Origin of the sequence: Tsuneonella sp. CC-YZS046, from assembly GCF_035581365.1 — a bacterium.
Classification (GTDB): domain Bacteria; phylum Pseudomonadota; class Alphaproteobacteria; order Sphingomonadales; family Sphingomonadaceae; genus JAWKXU01.
Genome location: NZ_CP141590.1, coordinates 2,921,268 through 2,941,023, shown reverse-complemented (window position 1 = coordinate 2,941,023; position 19,756 = coordinate 2,921,268). Strand labels below are relative to the sequence as shown.

Annotated in this window: 17 protein-coding genes; 14 read left to right on the top strand and 3 right to left on the bottom strand. The window is 65.0% G+C overall.

Going from position 1 to position 19,756, the window contains the following annotated elements; genetic code table 11:
- Positions 1-111 precede the first annotated feature (111 nt).
- The 8 genes from U8326_RS14465 (at position 112) to U8326_RS14430 (ending at position 8,825) form a co-directional block, all read left to right on the top strand.
- On the top strand, positions 112-588 hold the full coding sequence (locus tag U8326_RS14465) for a hypothetical protein (protein ID WP_324741058.1): 477 nt from the start codon (positions 112-114) through the stop codon (positions 586-588).
- A complete protein-coding gene (locus U8326_RS14460) occupies positions 585-1,319 on the top strand; it encodes a TorF family putative porin (RefSeq protein WP_324741056.1) in 735 nt (244 codons plus the stop codon). The genes U8326_RS14465 and U8326_RS14460 overlap by 4 nt, the downstream gene beginning before the upstream one ends.
- A 263-nt stretch (positions 1,320-1,582) precedes the next feature.
- Positions 1,583-2,296 (top strand): response regulator transcription factor, encoded by a 714-nt coding sequence (locus U8326_RS14455; RefSeq protein WP_324741054.1) that lies wholly within the window; start codon positions 1,583-1,585, stop codon positions 2,294-2,296.
- Positions 2,293-3,603 carry an ATP-binding protein gene (locus U8326_RS14450; RefSeq protein ID WP_324741053.1) on the top strand — a complete coding sequence of 437 codons (1,311 nt, stop codon included), beginning with the start codon at positions 2,293-2,295 and terminating at the stop codon, positions 3,601-3,603. Before U8326_RS14455 ends, U8326_RS14450 begins: the two co-directional genes overlap by 4 nt.
- A 132-nt stretch (positions 3,604-3,735) precedes the next feature.
- Positions 3,736-4,428: a carbonic anhydrase gene (locus U8326_RS14445; protein WP_324741052.1), complete on the top strand. Its 693-nt coding sequence runs from the start codon at positions 3,736-3,738 to the stop codon at positions 4,426-4,428.
- Between the two features lie 5 nt (positions 4,429-4,433).
- Positions 4,434-5,948 (top strand): SulP family inorganic anion transporter, encoded by a 1,515-nt coding sequence (locus tag U8326_RS14440; RefSeq protein WP_324743625.1) that lies wholly within the window; start codon positions 4,434-4,436, stop codon positions 5,946-5,948.
- Between the two features lie 118 nt (positions 5,949-6,066).
- Positions 6,067-7,818: a copper resistance system multicopper oxidase gene (locus U8326_RS14435; protein ID WP_324741051.1), complete on the top strand. Its 1,752-nt coding sequence runs from the start codon at positions 6,067-6,069 to the stop codon at positions 7,816-7,818.
- The gene (locus U8326_RS14430; protein ID WP_324741049.1) at positions 7,815-8,825 is read left to right on the top strand and encodes a copper resistance protein B; all 1,011 of its coding nucleotides are present in this window, start codon (positions 7,815-7,817) and stop codon (positions 8,823-8,825) included. The genes U8326_RS14435 and U8326_RS14430 overlap by 4 nt, the downstream gene beginning before the upstream one ends.
- Before the next feature lie 108 nt (positions 8,826-8,933).
- On the opposite strand, the gene U8326_RS14425 is transcribed toward U8326_RS14430, so the two are convergent.
- The 3 genes from U8326_RS14425 to U8326_RS14415 are packed head-to-tail and all read right to left on the bottom strand — an operon-like array spanning position 8,934 to position 12,570.
- Positions 8,934-10,496: a class I adenylate-forming enzyme family protein gene (locus U8326_RS14425; protein ID WP_324741048.1), complete on the bottom strand. Its 1,563-nt coding sequence runs from the start codon at positions 10,494-10,496 to the stop codon at positions 8,934-8,936.
- Between the two features lie 17 nt (positions 10,497-10,513).
- A complete protein-coding gene (locus U8326_RS14420) occupies positions 10,514-11,677 on the bottom strand; it encodes an acyl-CoA dehydrogenase family protein (RefSeq protein ID WP_324741047.1) in 1,164 nt (387 codons plus the stop codon).
- 41 nt (positions 11,678-11,718) lie between these two features.
- A complete protein-coding gene (locus U8326_RS14415; protein WP_324741046.1) occupies positions 11,719-12,570 on the bottom strand; it encodes an acyl-CoA thioesterase in 852 nt (283 codons plus the stop codon).
- 164 nt (positions 12,571-12,734) lie between these two features.
- Here U8326_RS14415 and U8326_RS14410 point away from each other — a divergent pair, with 164 nt between their 5' ends.
- The 6 genes from U8326_RS14410 to U8326_RS14385 all read left to right on the top strand — a co-directional run bounded on the left by U8326_RS14410 (position 12,735) and on the right by U8326_RS14385 (position 19,752).
- Positions 12,735-13,463 (top strand): FadR/GntR family transcriptional regulator, encoded by a 729-nt coding sequence (locus U8326_RS14410; protein ID WP_324741045.1) that lies wholly within the window; start codon positions 12,735-12,737, stop codon positions 13,461-13,463.
- A 312-nt stretch (positions 13,464-13,775) separates the two neighbouring features.
- Positions 13,776-14,981: an LLM class flavin-dependent oxidoreductase gene (locus U8326_RS14405; protein ID WP_324741044.1), complete on the top strand. Its 1,206-nt coding sequence runs from the start codon at positions 13,776-13,778 to the stop codon at positions 14,979-14,981.
- Between the two features lie 239 nt (positions 14,982-15,220).
- Entirely contained in the window at positions 15,221-16,204 is a 984-nt protein-coding gene (locus U8326_RS14400) for an NADPH:quinone oxidoreductase family protein (RefSeq protein WP_324741043.1), read from the top strand.
- Positions 16,205-16,562: 358 nt separating this feature from the next.
- The gene (locus U8326_RS14395; RefSeq protein WP_324741042.1) at positions 16,563-17,219 is read left to right on the top strand and encodes a TetR/AcrR family transcriptional regulator; all 657 of its coding nucleotides are present in this window, start codon (positions 16,563-16,565) and stop codon (positions 17,217-17,219) included.
- A 119-nt stretch (positions 17,220-17,338) separates the two neighbouring features.
- Positions 17,339-17,908 (top strand): TonB-dependent receptor plug domain-containing protein, encoded by a 570-nt coding sequence (locus U8326_RS14390; protein WP_324741041.1) that lies wholly within the window; start codon positions 17,339-17,341, stop codon positions 17,906-17,908.
- A complete protein-coding gene (locus U8326_RS14385) occupies positions 17,875-19,752 on the top strand; it encodes a TonB-dependent receptor (protein WP_324741040.1) in 1,878 nt (625 codons plus the stop codon). Before U8326_RS14390 ends, U8326_RS14385 begins: the two co-directional genes overlap by 34 nt.
- The last annotated feature ends 4 nt before the right edge of the window (positions 19,753-19,756 follow it).

Below are 19,756 nucleotides of genomic sequence, written 5' to 3'. Positions count from 1 at the left end.
TTTGTCACTAGAACGCCCGAACCGCGGCGTGCAACAATGTTTTATTACAAATCCGTAGAGTAGCAGCAACGCCAGGCTGTTACCGGCGCCTCCCCGACAGCAGGAGGCACCATGATCCGCCGGAAGTTTCGCGTGAAAGCCGTGTTCATATCCACCGCTCTGGGCCTGCTGGCCACACCCGCCAGCGCCGAGGTGATCCATCGGGCTTCGGTGGTGCATGAAGGACGAACCATTAATCTGAGCTATGAGCCGAAGGTCGAAACCAGCCTGCGGCAGGCCGGGATCGGCCCGCGCACCCCGGCGATCTGCCTGTGGAAGAGCCGGATTGCGATCCACCGCGCCGCCGCCACGCCCGAGGGCGAACCCATTGCCGCGCTGAGCCGCGTCGTGGAAGAGATGCCGCTGCGCAACGGCTCCCGGCGCGGACACTGCAGCACTCTGCAAGCCGGCCAGTCAGCGGAATTTCAAGGCAGCCCGGAAGAGCTGAGAAAGCATCTGACGCAGGCGGCAGGCAGCGATGCCCTTGCCTTGCGGCGCGAACTCCGCGATCTGGCCCTGCTATCGGCAGAAGAGGTGCAGAAACAGTGAGACGTATCCTGGCGATCGCCCTTCCGGCCGCGCTGGCACCGGCACCGGCAATCGCGCAGGAGATGATCGGGCTGGAGGCTTCCGTCCTGACCGACTACCGGGAGCGGGGGCTGAGCTGGAGCGACGGCAAGGCAGCGGCACGCGTGCGAGTGGACGTGCCGCTGCCCGGAACCGGGTTCACGGCGGCGGCCCAAGCGGCCTCCACGCGCGGCAGCGAGCGCCATGGCGGCGCGGAGGCAGCGGTCGATCTGTCGGTCGCCTTCCGGCACGAGGCGGGGCTGACCCGGCTGCACGGCGGCGCCATCGCCCGGCTGTTCCCGGGCGGGGCGGGCAAGCAGAATTATGTCGAGTTCGATCTGGGCGCAGGCCTGGCCCTCGGCCCGGTCGATCTGGCCGTGCTCGGCAGCTATGCGCCGCCCCAGCGGGCGATCGGCGGAAGCAATCTCTACGGCAAGGCCAGCGCGCGCCTCGCCCTGATCGGCACGCCGGTGACGCTGACGGGGCATCTCGGCCACGCCTCCGGCCATGTCGACGACGCGATGCGCGCCGGGCGGCTCCGGCCAGCAGGCGACTATGTCGACTGGAGCCTGGGCGCGGACTATGCGATGGGCAGGCTGGTGTTCAGCCTGACCTATTCCGACACCGACATCAGGCGGAGGGACATCCGCTTTCCCGGCAACGCGGGGCATCACGGGGCCCGGGTGGTGCTGGGCGCTCACCTGGTCCTGTGAAGCGCCTGGCGCGCTTCGCCAGCAACATTTCGTCACAGGCAGGAGCGGATCGGGAAACGCAAGGGTGTCTAGGGCGATGGCGCAGGCCATCGGCAAGCACCGGATGAAAGGGAAGGTATTTGGACAGGAACGGGCTGCTGGCACCAGGCATGATCGCGCCGCGTGTTCCTGCGGCTGCGGCGATACCCCGGATAGCCGCCCGGAATGATTGAATCGAGGAGCATCCTGCCTATCTTATTCCCGTTGACTGGCCCGACCCGCCCATGACCTCGCCTTCCATCCTGCTTGTCGAGGACGATGTCCCGTTGCGCACTCTCACCGCGCGCGCCTTGCGCGAGCATGGCTACCACGTTCGCGCGGTCGCCACCGGCGCGGAAATGTGGGTGGTGCTGGAGAATGAGCCGGTCGATCTCATCGTCCTCGACATCATGCTGCCGGGCACCAGCGGCATCGATCTGCTGCGGCGGATGCGGCGGACGCAGGACACTCCGGTCATCTTCATCAGCGCGCGCGGCAGCGAGGAAGACCGCGTCGTTGGGCTGGAGCTGGGCGCCGACGATTATCTCGGCAAGCCGTTCAGCACGCGCGAACTGATCGCCCGCATCGGGGCCGTGCTGCGGCGCCATGGCGGACAAGGCATCGGAGAAGCCAGGCGGGAAACCGGCGAGCTGCGATTCCAAGGCTGGAAGTTCTCCACGGCCAGGCGGGAGCTGCACTCGCCCAGCGGCGCGATCGTGGATCTGACTGGGGCCGAGTTCGACTTGCTCAACGTTTTCCTCGGCCAGCCGCAGAGAGTAATCGGGCGCGAACGGCTGATCGAGCTGTCCCGGACCAGGCTGGCCGACAGCTCCGACCGCAGCGTGGACGTGCTCGTGAGCCGGCTGAGGCGAAAACTGTCCACGGCGGGAGGCAAAGCGCCGATCAAGACCGTGCGCGGCATCGGATACATGTTTTCGGCCGAGGTGAGCCGCCATTGAGGCTGCTGCGCGGCATCGGGCTGGGGGGGCGGCTTCTCGCCATCGTCCTGGTCGTTGTCGTGATCGACTTCATGGTGAACACCATCCTGTTCGAACGTGTCAGCAGCTTCGCGCTGCGGGAAGACGATGTCGAACGCATTGCCGAACATCTCGTCATCGCCCAGCGCGTGATCGAGGGAACGCCCCCGGCCGACCGCCGCGCCGTCGCCCAGGAACTGAGCACCGAGCGGATCCAGCTCGCTTGGTCGCCCTCCCCCCTGCGCGAGGTCAATCGCGTAGAGCTTGCCACCCTGCGCCAGCAGATGCTCGCGTTCGAGCCGGAACTGAGCGGCTCCGACCTGCGCCTGAATCTCATTCCGCTGTCCAATACCGGCGATATCGGCGGGTCGATCCTGCTCACCGATGCGTCGGTGATAAACTTCCGCATGTCCAGCCGGGGCGCATGGTCGCTCAACCTAGGCAATCTGCTCGCCTTGACACTGCCGTCCCTGCTGTTGCTGCTGCTCGCCTGGCTGCTGTTCAGGGCCACGCTGACGCCGTTGCGAACCCTGGTGCGCGCGACGTCGGAAGTAGGCGCGGGGGACCCGCAACCGCTGGAGGAGGCCGGCCAGGCCGAGGTCCGCCATCTGATCAGGGCGTTCAATGCGATGCAGGAGCGCATCCACCAATTGCTGGCAAGCAGCTCGCAAACGCTGCTGGCGATCGGCCACGACCTGCGCACGCCGCTGGCGCGGCTGCAATTGCGGGTGGAGAATGCCGCTATCGAGCCAGCCGCGCTACACGAGATCATGCGTGACATCGACGAGATGCGCGATCTGCTGCAATCGCTGCAAACCTTCGTGGAATCGGGTGAAGACCGCACCCCGGCGGCGCTGATCGACATTGCCGCCACCGCCCAGACCCTGGTGGACAATGCCCGCGACCAGGGCGGGAACGCAAGCTATGCCGGGCCGCAGAGCCTGGAAATCCTGGCCCGGCCGGTATGGATCCGGCGCGCCTTGTCCAATCTGGTCGAGAACGCGCTGCTTTATGCCGGAAACGCGCGGGTCGAAGTGCGCAAGGATGGCAAGGCCGTGGAAATCGCCGTGGAGGACGACGGGCCGGGCATTCCCGAGGACCGGCTGGTCGAAGTGCTGCGCCCCTTCATCCGGCTCGACAATGCGCGGGCGCGCAATACCGCCGGCATGGGGCTGGGTCTGCCGATCGTCGACCGCGCGGTGAAGACCGAGGGCGGCATTCTCACTCTCGCGAATATTCCCAGCGGCGGGCTGCGCGTGACGATGCGCCTTCCGCGCGCGCTGAGCTAAATCTTTTCGCAACTGCGAGAAACAATTTCTTACAGTCCTGCCGAATTCAGGAAAAGCGCCCGCACTAGAATATCCTCGCGCTGTCCGGCGTCCACGCCGGGCTTTCCCTTGATCTAATGAAAGGTGAGGATCGTGAACGAGTTGATCGGGCGCGTATTCAGTTTCGAAAAGTTCGTCTTCCCCAATAGCGGCGAGCTTTTTGCCAAGCTGTCGAGCCAGGGGCAGGCCCCCAAGGCTCTCATGATATCCTGCGCGGATTCCCGCATCGTGCCGGAGCAAATACTCCAGGCCCAGCCGGGCGAGCTGTTCGTCTGCCGCAATGCGGGGAACATCGTCCCGCCCTTCGCAACGATGAATGGCGGGGTGTCGTCCACGGTCGAATATGCGGTGGTCGCGCTGGGCGTGCGCGACATCATCGTCTGCGGCCATTCCGATTGCGGCGCGATGAAGGCGCTCAGTGATCCTTCCATGCTGGACGGGATGCCGAATGTCGCGGCGTGGCTGCGGCATGGCGCCGCGGCGGCCCATGTCGTCAGCCGGTGCTGCCCTGAACTGTCGGGGCAGGATCGGGTCCGCGCCCTGAGCCTCGAAAACGTGATCGCCCAGCTCGCCCATCTGCGGACCCATCCATCCGTGGCCGCAGCGATCGCGCAGGGCGAGATGGCCCTGCATGGCTGGTTCGTGGACATCAATGCCGGGCAAGTGCTGGGGCTGGACGGAGATTGCGGCCAGTTCGTGCCGATGCGGGACGACCGGCCGCTGCCGGTGGCCCTGTCGGCCCGGCGCCGGTTCGGATCGGATTACGGCGCGGAGGCCGCCGAGTGAATCCCATGGCCGTGCCCAGCAAGCCTTTCGCGCATTTCGCGCGCGATTTCACAGCGTCGATCGTCGTGTTCCTGGTCGCCATGCCGTTGTGCATGGGGATCGCCATCGCTTCCGGCGTTCCCCCGGAAATGGGCCTGGTCACAGGGATCCTCGGCGGTATCGTGGTGGGGTTTCTGGCCGGTTCGCCCCTGCAGGTGAGCGGCCCGGCCGCTGGCCTCGCCGTGATCGTCTTCGAGTTCGTGCGGGATCATGGCCTGTCCGCGCTCGGCCCGATGCTGATCCTTGCCGGGCTGCTCCAGGTCGTCGCGGGCGTCCTGCGGCTCGGCGGCCTGTTCCGCTCGATCTCCCCGGCGGTGGTCCACGGGATGCTGGCCGGGATCGGCGCGCTGATCGTGATCGGCCAGTTCCACATCCTGTTCGACGCCAAGCCACTATCGAACGGCCTGGAAAACATCGCGGCGATGCCCGCACGCATCCTCGGCCTCTCGCCATTCGATCTGCGCGCCACCGAACTGGCGCTGATTATCGGCCTGCTGACCATCGGCGTCATGCTGGCATGGGAAAAGCTGCGCCCATCCTCGCTTTCGCTGGTGCCAGGCGCCCTGATCGGCGTCAGCGCCGCTACGCTGGCCGCCTATGCCTTCGGCTTCGAGATCGCGCGCGTGACAGTGCCGGACTCCATCTCGAGCGCTTTCGCCCTGCCCGGCGACGGCTTCTTCACGCCGCTGCTGGAACCCGGCATATTGCTGGCCGCAGTGGCCGTCGCCTTCATCGCCAGCGCCGAAACTCTGCTTTCGGCAGCGGCGGTGGACCGGATGCACGATGGCGTGCGCACCGATTACAACAAGGAACTGCGCGCGCAGGGCGTCGGCAACCTGCTATGCGGCGCGGCAGGCGGCTTGCCGATGACCGGCGTGATCGTGCGCAGCTCCGCCAATGTGCAGGCCGGTGCGCGCACCAGGCTGTCCACCATATTCCATGGCATATGGATCCTGGGCTTCGTGGCGCTGCTGCCCGGGCTGCTGCGCGAAATACCGATGACCGCATTAGGCGGGGTGCTGGTCGTGACCGGATGGCGGCTTGTGAGCATCGACCATGTGCGCCACCTGCTGCATGTCCATGGGCGGCTTCCCGCCTTGCTTTGGCTGGTCACTTTCGCGCTCGTGATCGCGACCGACCTGTTGACCGGCGTGCTGGCCGGGCTGGCGCTGTCGCTGCTCGAACTGCTCCCCTATCGCCGCAGCCTGAAGCTGGGCGTAGCGGAACAGCACGAGGAAGATGTCACGCATGTCGCGCTGAAAGGCACCGCGACCTTCCTCAGCCTCACGCGCCTCAATTCCGTGCTGGAAAGCCTTCCCCACGACCGTTCGGTCCGGCTGGACCTGGGCGCGCTCAAGGGGATGGATCACACCACCGCCCAGACGCTGAGCGAATGGCTGGCCCGCCGCAAGAAGGGCGGCGCGCATATCGAAATCTCAGGCCCGGACGACATCGTTCGACCCCTAGCGGCCGCGGCCTGAGCGGCATGCAGGCGCGGTGTCCATCCGTCGCGCCTGCTGCCATCCTTTCACAATTTGAAACCGCCCTGAAACCTTTGCCGCTTGAAGCCTGTCCCGGTTTTTCGGCTATAGGGTCGGGATGGAATCCCCCGACTTTTCCCCGAGCCGACGCCGCCTGCTGCAATCCGGAGGCGCGCTGGCCGCCTCGCTGGCATGCGCGCGGGCGTTCCCGGCCTGGGCGCGCAGCGGAACCGCCGGGGCGGGGACGGGGGAAACCCTCTCCGGCGACCGGATAGGACTGACCATCGCCGACAGTCATTTTTCCACCGGGGGGCGCTCGGCCCACGCCGTCACCGTCAACGGAACGCTGCCTGCCCCGCTCATCCGCCTCAGGGAAGGGCGCAATGTGCGGATTGCGGTGACCAACCGGCTGAAGGAGCAAAGCTCGATCCACTGGCATGGGCTGCTGGTGCCGTTCCAGATGGACGGGGTGCCGGGGGTGAGCTTCCCCGGGATCGATCCGGGCGAAACCTTCATCTACGAATTCCCGGTGACCCATGCGGGCACATATTGGTATCACAGCCATTCCGGCATGCAGGAGGCGATCGGCCTTTATGGCCCCATCGTGATCGATCCGGCCGGGGCGGACCCGGTGGCCTATGACCGCGAGCATATTCTGGTGCTCTCGGACTGGAGCCCGATCCATCCGCATGAGCAGCTTCGCAAGCTCAAGCTGATGGGCGGCTATTTCAATTACCGGAAGCAGACCCTGGCCGGGCTGCTGGCGGGGCGGGACCAGTCCCTGAAGGAACGACTGGAATGGGGCGCCATGCGCATGGACGCCACCGATATTTCGGACGTGACCGGCGCGGCCTACAGTTTTCTGGTCAATGGCCATGGCACCGCCGAGAACTGGACCGGGCTGTTCGCGCCGGGCGAGCGGGTCAGGCTGCGGATCATCAATGCGGCGGCGATGACCAATTTCAACTTCCGCATTCCCGGGCTGGCCATGATCGTGGTGGCCGCCGACGGGCTGGAGGTGAAGCCGGTCGAGATCGACGAATTGCAGATCGCCATCGCCGAAACCTACGACGTCATCGTCCGGCCGCAGGCGGCGGATGCCTATGGTGTCATCGCGGAAGCGCTCGACCGCTCCGGGCTGGTGCGCGCGACGCTCGCTCCACGGCTGGGAATGGCCGGGCCGGTGCCGCCCCTGCGCGAGCGGCCGCTGCTGACCATGCGCGACATGGGCATGGATATGTCGCCCGCCGGAGGGGAGCACGACCATGCCGGGCATGGGGCGCAGGCCAGCGCCACCGCCTCACAGGGCCATTCCATGACAATGCGCGACCCGTCTGTCGCCCCGCAAGTGAAGCTCGGCCCCGGGGTCGCCTCCCTCTCCCCCATGCCCGCCGACCGGCTGGGCGACCGGCCGACCGGGCTGGAGCAGGCCGGGCATCGGGTGCTGACCTATGCCGATCTGCAATCGCTTCGGCCCAATCCCGATCCGAGGCCGCCCAGCCGCACGATCGACGTCCATCTGACCGCCAATATGGAACGCTATATGTGGTCCATCGACGGGGAAACGCTTTCCGATGGCGCGCGGCCGATCCCGTTCCGCCTGAACGAGCGCGTGCGGGTGAACCTCATCAACCACACGATGATGCCCCATCCGATCCACCTGCACGGCCATTTCTTCGAGCTGGTGCATGGCGCGCCGGGCCACAGGCCGCGCAAGCATACGGTCAATGTGCTGCCCGGCGGGCGGGTGTCGTTCGACCTGACAGCGGACGGGGAAGGGGACTGGGCCTTCCACTGCCACATGCTGCTGCACATGCATGCGGGCATGATGCGGATCGTCACCGTGCGCCGCCCCGCGGGTGACGCATGAGGCTGGCGGCCCTGCTGGCTGTCGCGATGCTCTCCGCGCCCGCCATGGCGCAGGAGATGGACGGGCGGATGGACCACGGTGCGCATGGCGATCATGGGGCGCAAGGCGGGCAAGCGATGCCGGATATGCCCGCCATGGAAGACGAGGCCGGCGGCGACCCGCATCAGGGCCACGACGCTCACGGCGCTCCCGCTGCCGCCCTGCCCCTACCCGTGCCCGATCACTCCGCTCACCGGGCACCCCAGATCCTGCCCGCCACCCCTGACCTGCCGGGCGACGCCCTGCCGCCGCCGATCCCCGAAGACCACGCGGCGGATCGGTATTTCCCGCGGGAAAGGATGGAGCGGACGCGCGCCGCGCTGCGCGGGGAAGGGCGGTTCGCCACGGCATCGGTGATGATCGACGAGCTGGAATATCGCCCGCGCGGCGGGAAGGACGGCTACGCCTGGGACGGCCGGTTCTGGTATGGCGGGGACATCGACCGGCTGGCGCTGTCGACCGAGGGGGAAGGGCGCTTCGGCGCCGCGCCGGAAAGCGCCGAGCTGCGGGCGGTGTGGCGCCATGCGCTGGACCCCTGGTTCAACCTCGAGCTGGGGGTACGGCATGATTTCCGGCCCGATCCCGAGCGGAGCTATGCCGTGATCGGGATCGAGGGCCTCGCCCCCTACTGGCTCGAGGTGAGCGGGCATGTGTTCGTTTCGGACAAGGGCGATGTCCACCTTCGCGCGGAAGCCGAATACGACCAGCGCATCACCCAGCGGCTGATTTTCCAGCCCAGGGCGGAGATCGACGCCGCCTTGCAGGACGTGCCCGAGCTGGGGATCGGCGCGGGCTTCGAATCCGTCGAGCTGGGCGCGCGGCTGCGCTATGAATTCGCGCGGCAATTCGCGCCCTATGCGGGCATCCACTGGGAGCGCAAGCTGGGCGAAACGGCCCGCCTCGCCCGCGCGCGGGGAGAAGGCGCGTCCAGCCTCGCGGCGGTGGTCGGAATCCGCGCCTGGTTCTGATCCTTGCCGCGCCGGGCAGGCGCGCGCGGTTCGCGAACGGCGCGGCCCCGGCAGGGCAGCGCCCGCCGCCGCCCGCGACGACGACGTCCACGACAATGACGCCCGCGATCAGTCCGCCGCCGCCTGCCGGATGCTCTCGCGGATGATGTCGCGCAGCTCGAACTTCTTGATCTTGGTGCCGGACATCGGCCATTCCCGCACGAAACGGACGTATTTCGGTATCTTGAAATTGGCGATCGCGCCCTTGCAGAAGTCGATCACGTCCTGCTCCGACAATCGCGCGCCGGGCACGGTTTCGATGAAGGCGGCCGGCACCTCGCCATAATAATCGTCCGGGGCCGAGACCACCGCCACCAGATGGACCTCGGGATGGGTCAGGATATGGCCCTCGATCTCCGCCGCCGCGACATTCTCCCCGCCCACCTTCAGCATGTCCTTGATCCGGCTAACGAAGACGAATTCGTTGTCGTCGGTTCGGCTCAGCAGGTCGCCGGTATGGAACCAGCCGTCCTCCTCGATGGCGCTGCGGGTCGCCTCGGGATCGCGGTAATATTCCGACAGGCAGGCAGGCCCGCGCACCAGCAGTTCCCCCGCCCGGCCGTTGGGCAGTTCCTCGCCCGTTGCGGGATCGACGATCTTCGCTTCCATCCCGCTCAGCGGCGGGCCGGCGGTGTGGCAGCGCGATTCCAGCGAATCCTCCGCCCGCCCGATGCAGAGGAAGCCGCCGACCTCGGTGCAGCCGGTGTTGGAGACCTGCGGCACATGCGGCAGCATGGCCTGCATCAGCGCCAGCCGTTCCGGCACCCCGACATTCAGCACCAGCCGCGCGCGGTCGAAATCCTCCGCCCTGAAATCGGGATGGGTCAGCACCTGCATCCAGATCGTCTCGAAGCTGGGGAACAGGATGGTGCATTTCTCGTCCACCATCTGCCGCAGGCTCTCCCCCGCCTCGAAGAACCCGGCGTGATGCAGCGCCGCTCCGGCCGCCTGCGCGGCGAGGAAGGGCGTCCACCCGCCGGTGTGGAACAGCGGCAGCGGGGTCCAGAAGCGGTCGTCCTCGCGCAGTTCCAGCCGCTCGGCCACGGAAAATCCCTGATGCAGCATCGCCCCATGCGTGTGCAGGCAGGCCTTGGGCATGGCGGTGGTGCCGGAGGTGTAGATGATCCGCGCGGGCGCATCCGGCCCGACCGGCCCGAACGGCGCAGCGGCGGGTTCCCGGCCCGAGCGGACGGCGCCCCCCGCCCGCCACTCCTCGCGCGCATCCTCCAGCCGCAGCGCCACCGTCCGTTCATGGGCGGTGCTGGCGTCCACCACCTCTTGCAGCATGGCGCCGTAGAACAGCAGCCTGCAGGCGGAATTGTCGATGGCGTGGTTCAGCTCGCGGGTCTTGAAACGCGCGTTGAGGCAGGCGGCGATGGCGCCAAGCCGCATCGCGCCCAGCGCCAGGGCGAGGTAATCGGCCGAGGCCACCGGCACGAAGATGGCGATCCGATCCCCCGCCCCGACCCCCAGCGAATGGAGATAATCCGCCGCATCCCTGCTCAGCCGCGCCAGCCCGGCATGGGTCACGACCTCGCCCTTGCAGGACACCGCCACGCCGGAGGGCCGCAATCGGGCATTCCAGTCGATCAGCTCGTTGACGGTTCGGGGGCGATCTGCGGGATTGCTCATCGGAAGACTCCAGCGGCTCAGAAGGAACGCGGCAGGCCGAACCGCTCGGCCACCAGGTTGCGCGCCATTTCGTTGTTGATCGGGCTGAACCGCATCAGCCGCGCATCGCGCCAGTAGCGCTGCATGTCGTTGTCGGCCGAATAGCCCATCCCGCCGAAGATCTGGATGCCGAGATCGGCCGCGTTCACCGCATGCTCCGACGCGATGACCTTGCCCATCGTCACCTCCAGGAAAGTGTCCGCCCCCGCATCGGCCAAGCGCGCTGCATTATAGGCGACCAGCTCGGTCTGGTGCAGGGCCATCCGGATATTGGCGAAATGATGCTGGACCGCCTGGAACGCGCCGATCGGCTTGCCGAAGGCTTCGCGCGCCTTCATGTAGGCCAGCGTTTCCTCGGCCACGCCGTCCATGATGCCCAGGCAGGTGCCCATCAGCAACATCCGCTCGTTGGCGAGGGTGGGCAGCAGCATGTACCAGGCGTTGTTCGGCTCGCCCAGCACCAGCTCGTCCGGCACGAAGACGTTCTCCATCGTCATGTCGAAGGTGCCGAGGCCACGCATGCCCAGCGTCTCGAGCGGCTCGAGCGTGACCCCCTCGGACCGGGGCGGCAGCAGGAACAGGCTCACCCCGTGATGCTTGCGCGCGACCTTGTCGTCGGTGCGGACCAGCAGCAGGACATAGTCCGAGACATGGGCCGAGGTGCACCACTTCTTGACGCCATTGACGATCCAGCCGCCGTCGGTTCTGGTGGCGGTGGTCCTGAGCGCGCCCAGCACGTCGGTGCCGCCGCCCGGCTCGGTGAAGCCTATGGTGACCTTCAACTGCCCTTTGGCGATCTTCGGCAGCAATTCCCGCTTCTGGGCGTCCGAGCCGTAGAGGCCGATGGAATTGGCCCCGGCGAAGGAGGTGGAGCCCCAGATCCAGATCATCCCCGCCAGCGAGCGCGACAGCTCCCGCGACTGGATCAGCTGGGTAGTGAGATCGGCGCCCATGCCGCCATATTCCCTGGGCACGCCGGTGGCGTGATAGCCGCCCTCGGCCAGCCGGTCGAACAGATGGTGGGGATAGTTCCCGTCGACCCGCTCCGCCTCGCGCGCGGCTTCCTTGGGAATATTCTCATCCACCCAGGCCCGCAGCCTGTCGCGAAACTCAATCTGCGCGGGGGTGAGCATCCAGTCCATGTCGTTCCCTTCTCCCATCTTCGATCCGGCGCGAGCCGGGCTTATTGCGGCGGCAGGCGCCTGAGCAACGTCTCCTGCGCGGCGCTGGCGACCAGCGCGCCATCCTGCGCGAAGAACAACCCGCGCGTGAGCGCCCGGGCGCCGGCATAAACCGTGCTTTCCTGGACGAAGAGCAGCCAGCGATCCGCCCGCGGCGGGCGGTGGAACCACAGCGTATGGTCCAGCGTCGCGCCAACCCGCCTGCCGTGGCTTTCATCATAGGCCAGGTCCGTGGTCCACGGCATGCTGAGATCGGCGAACCATGTCAGGGCCGCGCAATGCAGCGCCGGATCGGCACCCAGCTCGCCGCGATGGCGCAGCCAGTACGTCTGGCGCGGATAGCTGCCAGCGGAGGTGGAAGCGATGCTTTCCACGCTCCGGATGTCGAAGCAGCGGCGCACAGCGGGATCGGTATTGGGCGGAATGAAATCGCAGGCCGGATAATCCTCGGGCGAGCCGGCGGGCGGCATCGGCGCCTGATGCTCCGGCGCGCTTTCCCCGCCGTGGAAGGAGATCACCGAGCTGAGGCAATGGCGGCCTTCCTGCCGGGTTTCGACCCGCAGCAGCGAGAAGGAGCGCCCGGAGCGCAGGACCCGGACCTCGTGGTCGATCAGGCGGTCGGGCTTAGCCGGGGCAAGAAAGAAGGAATGGATCGATTCCGGCGGGCGGCCCGGCTCCACCGCCCGCGCGGCCATCAGCGCCTGCGCCGCCATCTGCCCGCCGAAGGCCACTCCGTCGCCGCCCAGTATCGCGGTTCCGGTCCAGACCGAATCCGGGCCGGGCGCGACCCGGAGAGCATCCAGCAAGTTCACACCGTAAAGCTGACCGGCCATCAGAAAATCGTTCTCACCCATATTATCCGGTATCGAGGCCGCAACAGGCGCGGGCAGCCGGCCAGGGCTATCCCGCCCCAGCCGCGCGTTTTCGCTTGCGCTGCGAACCAGGCGACCCTAACTTTGCTGGAAGATCAAGTCAAATGGACTAACCATTTTACATTTTATTGGAATAATTGGTTGCAATGCTTGAAAGAATTCACACCGAAAAAGGATGCGAGGCTCTTGCCGGGGCCATCCGCGAACAGATCCTGAGCGGCAAGCTGCAATCGGGCGACATGCTGCCGAACGAGCGGGAACTGGTCGACCAGTCCGGCCTGAGCCGCGGATCGGTTCGCGAGGCGATGCGCATTCTCGAAACCCAGGGCCTGATCGCCACTTCGGTGGGCCGCAACCAGGGGCGCCGGGCGATTTCCCCGAGCCAGAGCGTGGTCCGCAATTCGATCGACCTGTTCATTCGCGGCAGGCGCGTTCCCTTCGCATCGCTGATGGAAACCTTCGAGACGCTGGCGCCCAGCATCTGCGCGCTCGCCGCCGCCAACCGCACCGATGCGGATATTGCGATGCTGCGGCAATGCCAGGAAAATCTCAGGATCACGCTGGGCGCGAAGCGCTTCGTCCAGGCCAATCTGGAATGGCACCTCGCTGTGGGCAGGGCCAGCCACAATCCGCTGCTCAGCGCCATTTACGAGGGTCTCGGCCCCAACCTGACCGACCCGCATGTCGCCGGCTTCACCTCCAAGGAAGTCCGGATCGCGGCGCGGGGCGCGGTGGACCATATCCAGGAATCCATCCTGGCGGGCGATGCCGATGCCGCCCGCCGCCAGATGCTCTCACATGTGCAGGCCTATCGCCGGATGGTGGAGCCGGTCGCGCCGAGGACGGTGGTGCTCAAGCCGGTCGATCCGGCCTGAGCGGGCGCTTCCCGGCGGGGCAGGCGCGCGCCGATGCCGCGCCGCGCCCTGCGCAAATGCCGCCATTCATTGTTTGGGATTTAATTTTCCTGTAAAAACAATGGTTATTACTGCCGATTGGTAAAAACATCAAACCATTTGACTCACCCCGGAAGCCTATTTAAGGCTTGAGGCCGCGCGGGGCGCTCGATCCGGCGGGCCGAACGCGGATGCGCGGGATCGGTATGGATTTGGCCGTATCGGCTGGCCGGATCAAACCGGCCGGATGATCGCCCGGATAATCACTGCGTCCACGGCTGGGAGAATTGCCGCATGACTCGACCTAGACTTCGCTTCGGGGCCTTCGTGCCGCCGCATCACATTCCCGAGGAGCATCCCGCAATCGCTCTCGAGAACGACATGGAGCTGGTCGAATGGCTCGACCGCCTCCATTACGACGAGGTCTGGGTGGGGGAGCATCATTCCGGCGGCTGGGAAATCACCGGCAGCCCGGAATTGTTCATCGCCGCTGTGGCGCACCGGACCCGGACGATCAAATTCGGCACCGGCGTCTCCTCCTTGCCCTATCACAACATCTACACGCTGGCGGATCGCATCCGGCAGCTGGAATATCACACGCGCGGGCGGATCATGTTCGGCGTGGGGCCTGGCTCGCTGCCGTCCGACGCCTATATGCAGGGCATTCCCACGGCGCGGGCGCGCGACCGGATGGAAGAGGCGATCGGCCCGCTCGTGCAGCTGCTGGCCAGCCAGAACGTCACCGAGAAGTCGGACTGGTTCAATCTCCAGAACGCGCATCTCCAACTCCTGCCCTACAAGGAAGCGGGCGTGGAAATCGCCGTCGCCAGCCAGGTTTCGCCCACCGGCGCGCTTGCCGCCGGGCGGTTCGGCCTCAGCATGCTCTCAATCGGGGCGACCTCGACCGGCGGCTTCAACGCGCTGGCCTCTAACTGGGCGATCGCCGAGGAAGCCGCGCAGGAGAACGGCCATGTCCTCGACCGCTCGGGGTGGAGATTGATCGGCCCGGTCCATGTCGCGGAAACGCGGGAAAAGGCGCGCGAAAACGTCCGCTTCGGGCTGCACCGCTGGCTGGAATACATGAACGAGGCGGCCGCCCTGCCGCTCGCGCCGCCGCCGGGGGTGGACCCGGTCGATCACATGATAAGCACCGGCTTCGCGGTGATCGGGACGCCGGACGATTTCGTGGCCCAGATCGAGCGGCTGGAAGCGCAGTCCGGCGGGTTCGGCTGCTTCCTGGTGATGGACCATCACTGGGCGGATCGGCTGGAAACCATGCGCTCCTACGAGCTGATCGCGCGCTATGCCATTCCGAAGATCAACCGGCTCAACGACAACCGCTTCTCCTCGGAGAAGTGGCTCAAGGAAAACCACGCGCTGTTCCGTGGGGAAATGGCGGCCGCCGTGCGGGACAAGATGTCGCAATATGCCGCCAGCAAGAGCGACAGGCATCTCTCGCCCGAGATGGTGGCCCATTTCAACGCGCGGGACAAATCCTGACCCGCGCCATCCCCGGAGCCGGTTTTGCCCGGATCGCATCCACTTCCATCCTCCCGGATGCGGCAGGCGGAGCAAGCGACGGGGGCCATGCTCCGCGCCCGGCAGGTCCTTCCCGCTTTCGCGGAGATGTGCCGGGCCGGAGATGCGCCCAGATGCGCAAGGCAATCCCGCCTTTCACAACCTGCTGAATCGATTATGGGATGCGGAAGTTCAATGGCGTTGTTGAGGCCCGATTATCCATGAAGGCATGGCTGTGTGAACGGTTCGCCGATCCGTTCGAACTGGTGCAGAAAGAGGTTCCGCTTCCTCAGCCCGGCCCGGGGGAAGTCCGGGTCCGCGTGCGCGCGGCGGGCCTCGCCTTCGGGGAAACGCTGGTGCTGGAAGGCGGCTATCAGAAGCTGCCGCCCCTGCCCTACATTCCCAGCAGCGAGCTGTCGGGGATCGTCGACGCCTGCGGCCCCGGCGTCACGCGCCTGCGGGTCGGCGATCGAGTGGCGGCCTTTTCCGTGTCGCTCGCCGGCGGCGGGCTGGCGGAATATTGCGTGCTGCCGGAACGGTTCGTGCATCCGGTCGGTGACGGGATCGACCTGGTGGATGCCGCCGGTTTCCTGATGAACCACTGGACCGCATTCAACGCGCTCGTCCGCCGCGCGCAGCTGCTGGAGGGTGAAACGCTGGTGGTGTTCGGCGCCACCGGCGGGGTCGGCTGCGCGGCGATGGATGTCGGCCGGGCGCTGGGCGCGCGGGTGATCGCGGTGGGCAGCGACACCGGCTATCTCAAGGCCATGGGGGCGGATCTCGCGATCGACTATCGCCAGGCCAGCGTGTCCGAACAGGTGCGCGAATTTACCGGCGGGCGCGGGGCGGACGTCTATTTCGACCCGGTGGGCGGCGACCTGTTCGATCAGGCGATGAAGGCAATCGCGCCGGGCGGGCGGATTCTGGTCGTCGGGTTCACCTCGGGCCGGCCGGCCACGCTGCGCACCAATGTCGCGCTGGTCAAGATGATCTCGGTCATCGGGGTCGAGGCGCGCCTCGCCATCGAGCAGACCGGGGAGCAGGGCTGGGCCGACTTCAATACAATGCTCACATGGGCGAAAATAGGAAAAATCCGCCCGCAAAAAGCCAACCGCTTCCCCTTCGACGATGCGCTGCAGGCCTTCAGGGATCTGCGCAACCGCAAGGTTCGCGGCAAATGCGTGGTGGTGATCGACACCGACTGATCCATTGACGAAGGCATCCTGCGGCTGCGAGGTCCGCGCCGGCCAGCGATCGGTTCGATCGAAAGCAGTCGGGCAGCGACAGCGGCGTCCAGCGCCGGCTTGTCCACCTGGCGCGAAGGGCGAGGCGATCACTGGTGCTGGCGCTGAATACGTCATTGATGGCAGCACTGTTTCCGCGGCTTGAAGAGAGCTTCTATCACTGGGCAGCGTTGAAAGGCAGAAGAAGACCTTGCCGTTCCCGTTCGATAATCTGCGCGCAAAGTCGTATATCGGACGGACACTGGCATGGGAGTGCCCGATTATCCGTAAAGGTTTAACAGCCCCCCGTTGATTCGGATGGCGGGAAGAAAGGGTAAACGTGGTTGAGCACAGCAGGGCGAGACGCGCGGAAATTGGGGCTGCGCGCAGCCAGCGAACCAGGCTCCGGCTGATTGAAGCGGCTGCGCGCGTTATCGGCCTTCAGGGCGAGCACATGCCGGCGATCGAGGACTTCATCAGAGAAGCCGGCGTTTCCAGAGGAACATTCTACAAGCATTTCGCAACTCGCCACGATCTCATGGTCGCGCTTTGGGAAAAGGTCGGTCGCGATCCTTACCGACAGACCTGGATTGCCTATGCCGGGGTCCCTGACCGCGCTGAACGCGTAATGATTGGGGTCAAGCACCAACTCCTTCGGGCAACTCGCAATCCAGCCTGGGGGTGGCTGGTTTTACGCATATGGCTCGAGGAAGGAGAGATGTACGAGGACATCCTGAGACTTGCGCGCGCCGATATCGATGCCGGAAAGAAAGAGGGGCGGTTCACATTCCTGGATTCGGGTTACGCAGCCAATCTCGTATTTGGCGCGCTAATGGGAGCCACCAAAACCATACTCACATCGAATCCTGAAGAGGATTTCATTGTTGAGGCAACTACAATGATCCTGCGCCTGCTTGGCTTGACCATAGAAGAATCGCGGCGGGTCGCGCTGCTTCCATTGCCCGAACTGGTGGCCGGCTCCTTGTCGAACGGTTGAAATTACCATCCCGATTGACCTCTCCTAAAATATACAATAATTGTCACTTTGAGGTTGAGCCGAAAAAATTGGCCAGCCTCCAAGCGGGCATGTCCCGGAAAACATATATGGAGAGGATCATGAAACGGCTGTTCTGCTGTGGTGTTTCATTGTGCGCGCTAACATCGGCTTTTCCTGCGATTGCCCAATCCGGAGATGGTGTTGAAGAAATAATCGTCACCGCCCAAAAGCGTGCCGAGAATGTGCAGGATGTGCCCATTGCCATTGCCGCAATAAGCGGAGAGGCGATGCAGTCACGAGGTGTGACGGAAGTGGCCCAATTGGCCAACTACACCCCAAGCGTGCAGCTTTCCAACTCTTCGCAGATCGTCGGATCGCCCTCATCCTTGTCGGGCTTCATCCGCGGAATCGGACAGGATGACTTTTCCGCCGCGTTCGAGCCGGGTGTGGGGACCTATGTCGATGGCGTCTATCTTGCGCGAACGATAGGCGCGAATGCCAGTCTGCTGGACGTCGAGCGGATAGAGATACTCAAGGACCACAAGGCACCCTGTTCGGCCGCAATACCATCGGTGGAGCGATCAGCGTGGTTACGCGCGAACCCGCATCCACGTTCGGCGCGAGAGGGCAGTTCACTGTCGGCCGCTTCAATCGCGTGGATGCCGCCGTTGCGGTCGACATTCCGCTAATCAAAGACAGGTTGCTGAGCACATTCGCGGTGTCGCGCACCAAACGCGACGGCTGGCAGCGGCGCGCAGCCTTTCCGGGCGTGACGTCATCCGAAACCGAAGCAAATTTCGTGCCCGGAGGTATCGTCCAAGGACTGGGCGCCAAGGATCGACTGGGCGGAGGCCATGAATTCAACGCACGCGGAAAGCTGCTGTGGAAGGGCGACGACATCCGCCTGACCCTGACCGGCGACTATTCGAGGGCGCGCCAAGGAGCCTCCCCCTATCATCTCATCCGAACGGCACAACTCGATCCGAGCGGCAATCCCACGCTGGCGGGATTATACAATATATGTATCGGCACCCCGGCAGCCGCGCTCGATACCATCGGGCTGGGCGCCGTGTGCGGCCCCCGTGTCGGCCCCGGCACGGCCCTTGCCGGGGTCAATGTGGATGCCGATCCGACAAATGATGTGGCGCCCTATGATGATCGCTATGTTTCGGACAGGCTGAACGTGACCTATGGCGCAGGGAACAACTATTCGCGTTTGCGCAATTACGGCTTCGCCGGGACGGTGGATATCGACATCAGTGACGGCATCGCGCTGAAATCGATAACTGCCTATCGCAATCAGAAGTGGGCAATCGGCCTCGACATCGACGGATCGCCCGCAATCATCTTTCAGCCCACGATTACCCAGTCGCAGCATCAATTCTCGCAGGAATTTCAACTCAGCGGATCATCGATCGACGATCGGCTGAAGTGGGTGGTCGGGGCCTATTACTTTGATGAGAGCGCGGATGAGGAGCAGAATCCGATATTCGCGGGCGGCATATTTTCCGTCTACAATCCCATTCGGTTCAAGACGAAATCCTATGCCGCTTTCGCGCATATGAATTTCGCGATCACCGATCAACTGGGGATCACGCTGGGCGGGCGCTATACCAAGGAAAAGAAGCGGTTCTGGCCCAGCCAGATTGACGCGAACCTGTTTCTGCAGAAGCTTCTGGGCCTGCCATCGGTGCTCTACCCCGATCCGGCGGATCTGTCCCAGCTTCAGCCCACCGCGCTGCAAAAGCAGAAGTTCGATGACTTCTCGCCACGGTTGGGATTGGAATTCAAGCCGAACGACGACATCATGATCTACGGCTCCTATTCTCGGGGCTACAAATCCGGCGGCTGGACTACACGCGTGACAGCACCGGTTCTCAGCGCGCCGACTTTCAAGGAAGAGACGGCGGAAACCTTCGAACTGGGCGTTAAGAGTATTCTGTGGAATCGCCGCCTGCAGATTAACGCGGCCGCGTTCACAACGAAATACAAGGATATGCAACTGCTCATCCAGCGCGGCGTTTCACCGACCTTTGAGAACGCCGGGGATGCCCGCATCAAGGGGTTTGAACTGGAAGTGCAGGCGCGCCTCGTCGACGGGCTGAGGCTCAATGGCAGCCTGGGGTATATCGATGCGCATTACACCAGCGTGGACGACCCGACCGGAGTCATCCTCAAAGATAGCGACCTGCCCAAGGTCGCGAAGTGGACGGCCCATGCCGGACCCGAATACCGCCTGGCTTTCGCCAATGATTCTTCCCTCACACTGCGGGCAGACTACTTTTACCGCTCGCGCATGGCCAGTGATTCAGAAAATACTCCTGAACTTTATGGCAAATCCCATAGTACAGTAGACCTGTCCGCGACCTATGCCCTGCCTGATAATAAGTTATCGTTCACGGCAGGCGGCAGGAATGTCTTCAACGAGCGCTTCATCGTAAATGGAACAAATCAGCTGGCCGGGGCAGGCACCTTGTTTGCCACATATAATCGCCCTGCTGAATGGTATGTTTCGGCTCGTTTCGATTTCTGACAGG

Bases quoted from the DNA above. Each gene is read 5' to 3' on its own strand.
- U8326_RS14465 (WP_324741058.1), top strand. From the start codon at position 112: ATGATCCGCCGGAAGTTTCGCGTGAAAGCCGTGTTCATATCCACCGCT.
- U8326_RS14455 (WP_324741054.1), top strand. From the start codon at position 1,583: ATGACCTCGCCTTCCATCCTGCTTGTCGAGGACGATGTCCCGTTGCGC.
- U8326_RS14440 (WP_324743625.1), top strand. From the start codon at position 4,434: ATGGCCGTGCCCAGCAAGCCTTTCGCGCATTTCGCGCGCGATTTCACA.
- U8326_RS14435 (WP_324741051.1), top strand. From the start codon at position 6,067: ATGGAATCCCCCGACTTTTCCCCGAGCCGACGCCGCCTGCTGCAATCC.
- U8326_RS14430 (WP_324741049.1), top strand. From the start codon at position 7,815: ATGAGGCTGGCGGCCCTGCTGGCTGTCGCGATGCTCTCCGCGCCCGCC.
- U8326_RS14425 (WP_324741048.1), bottom strand. From the start codon at position 10,496: ATGAGCAATCCCGCAGATCGCCCCCGAACCGTCAACGAGCTGATCGAC.
- U8326_RS14420 (WP_324741047.1), bottom strand. From the start codon at position 11,677: ATGGACTGGATGCTCACCCCCGCGCAGATTGAGTTTCGCGACAGGCTG.
- U8326_RS14415 (WP_324741046.1), bottom strand. From the start codon at position 12,570: ATGGGTGAGAACGATTTTCTGATGGCCGGTCAGCTTTACGGTGTGAAC.
- U8326_RS14410 (WP_324741045.1), top strand. From the start codon at position 12,735: ATGCTTGAAAGAATTCACACCGAAAAAGGATGCGAGGCTCTTGCCGGG.
- U8326_RS14405 (WP_324741044.1), top strand. From the start codon at position 13,776: ATGACTCGACCTAGACTTCGCTTCGGGGCCTTCGTGCCGCCGCATCAC.
- U8326_RS14400 (WP_324741043.1), top strand. From the start codon at position 15,221: ATGAAGGCATGGCTGTGTGAACGGTTCGCCGATCCGTTCGAACTGGTG.
- U8326_RS14390 (WP_324741041.1), top strand. From the start codon at position 17,339: ATGAAACGGCTGTTCTGCTGTGGTGTTTCATTGTGCGCGCTAACATCG.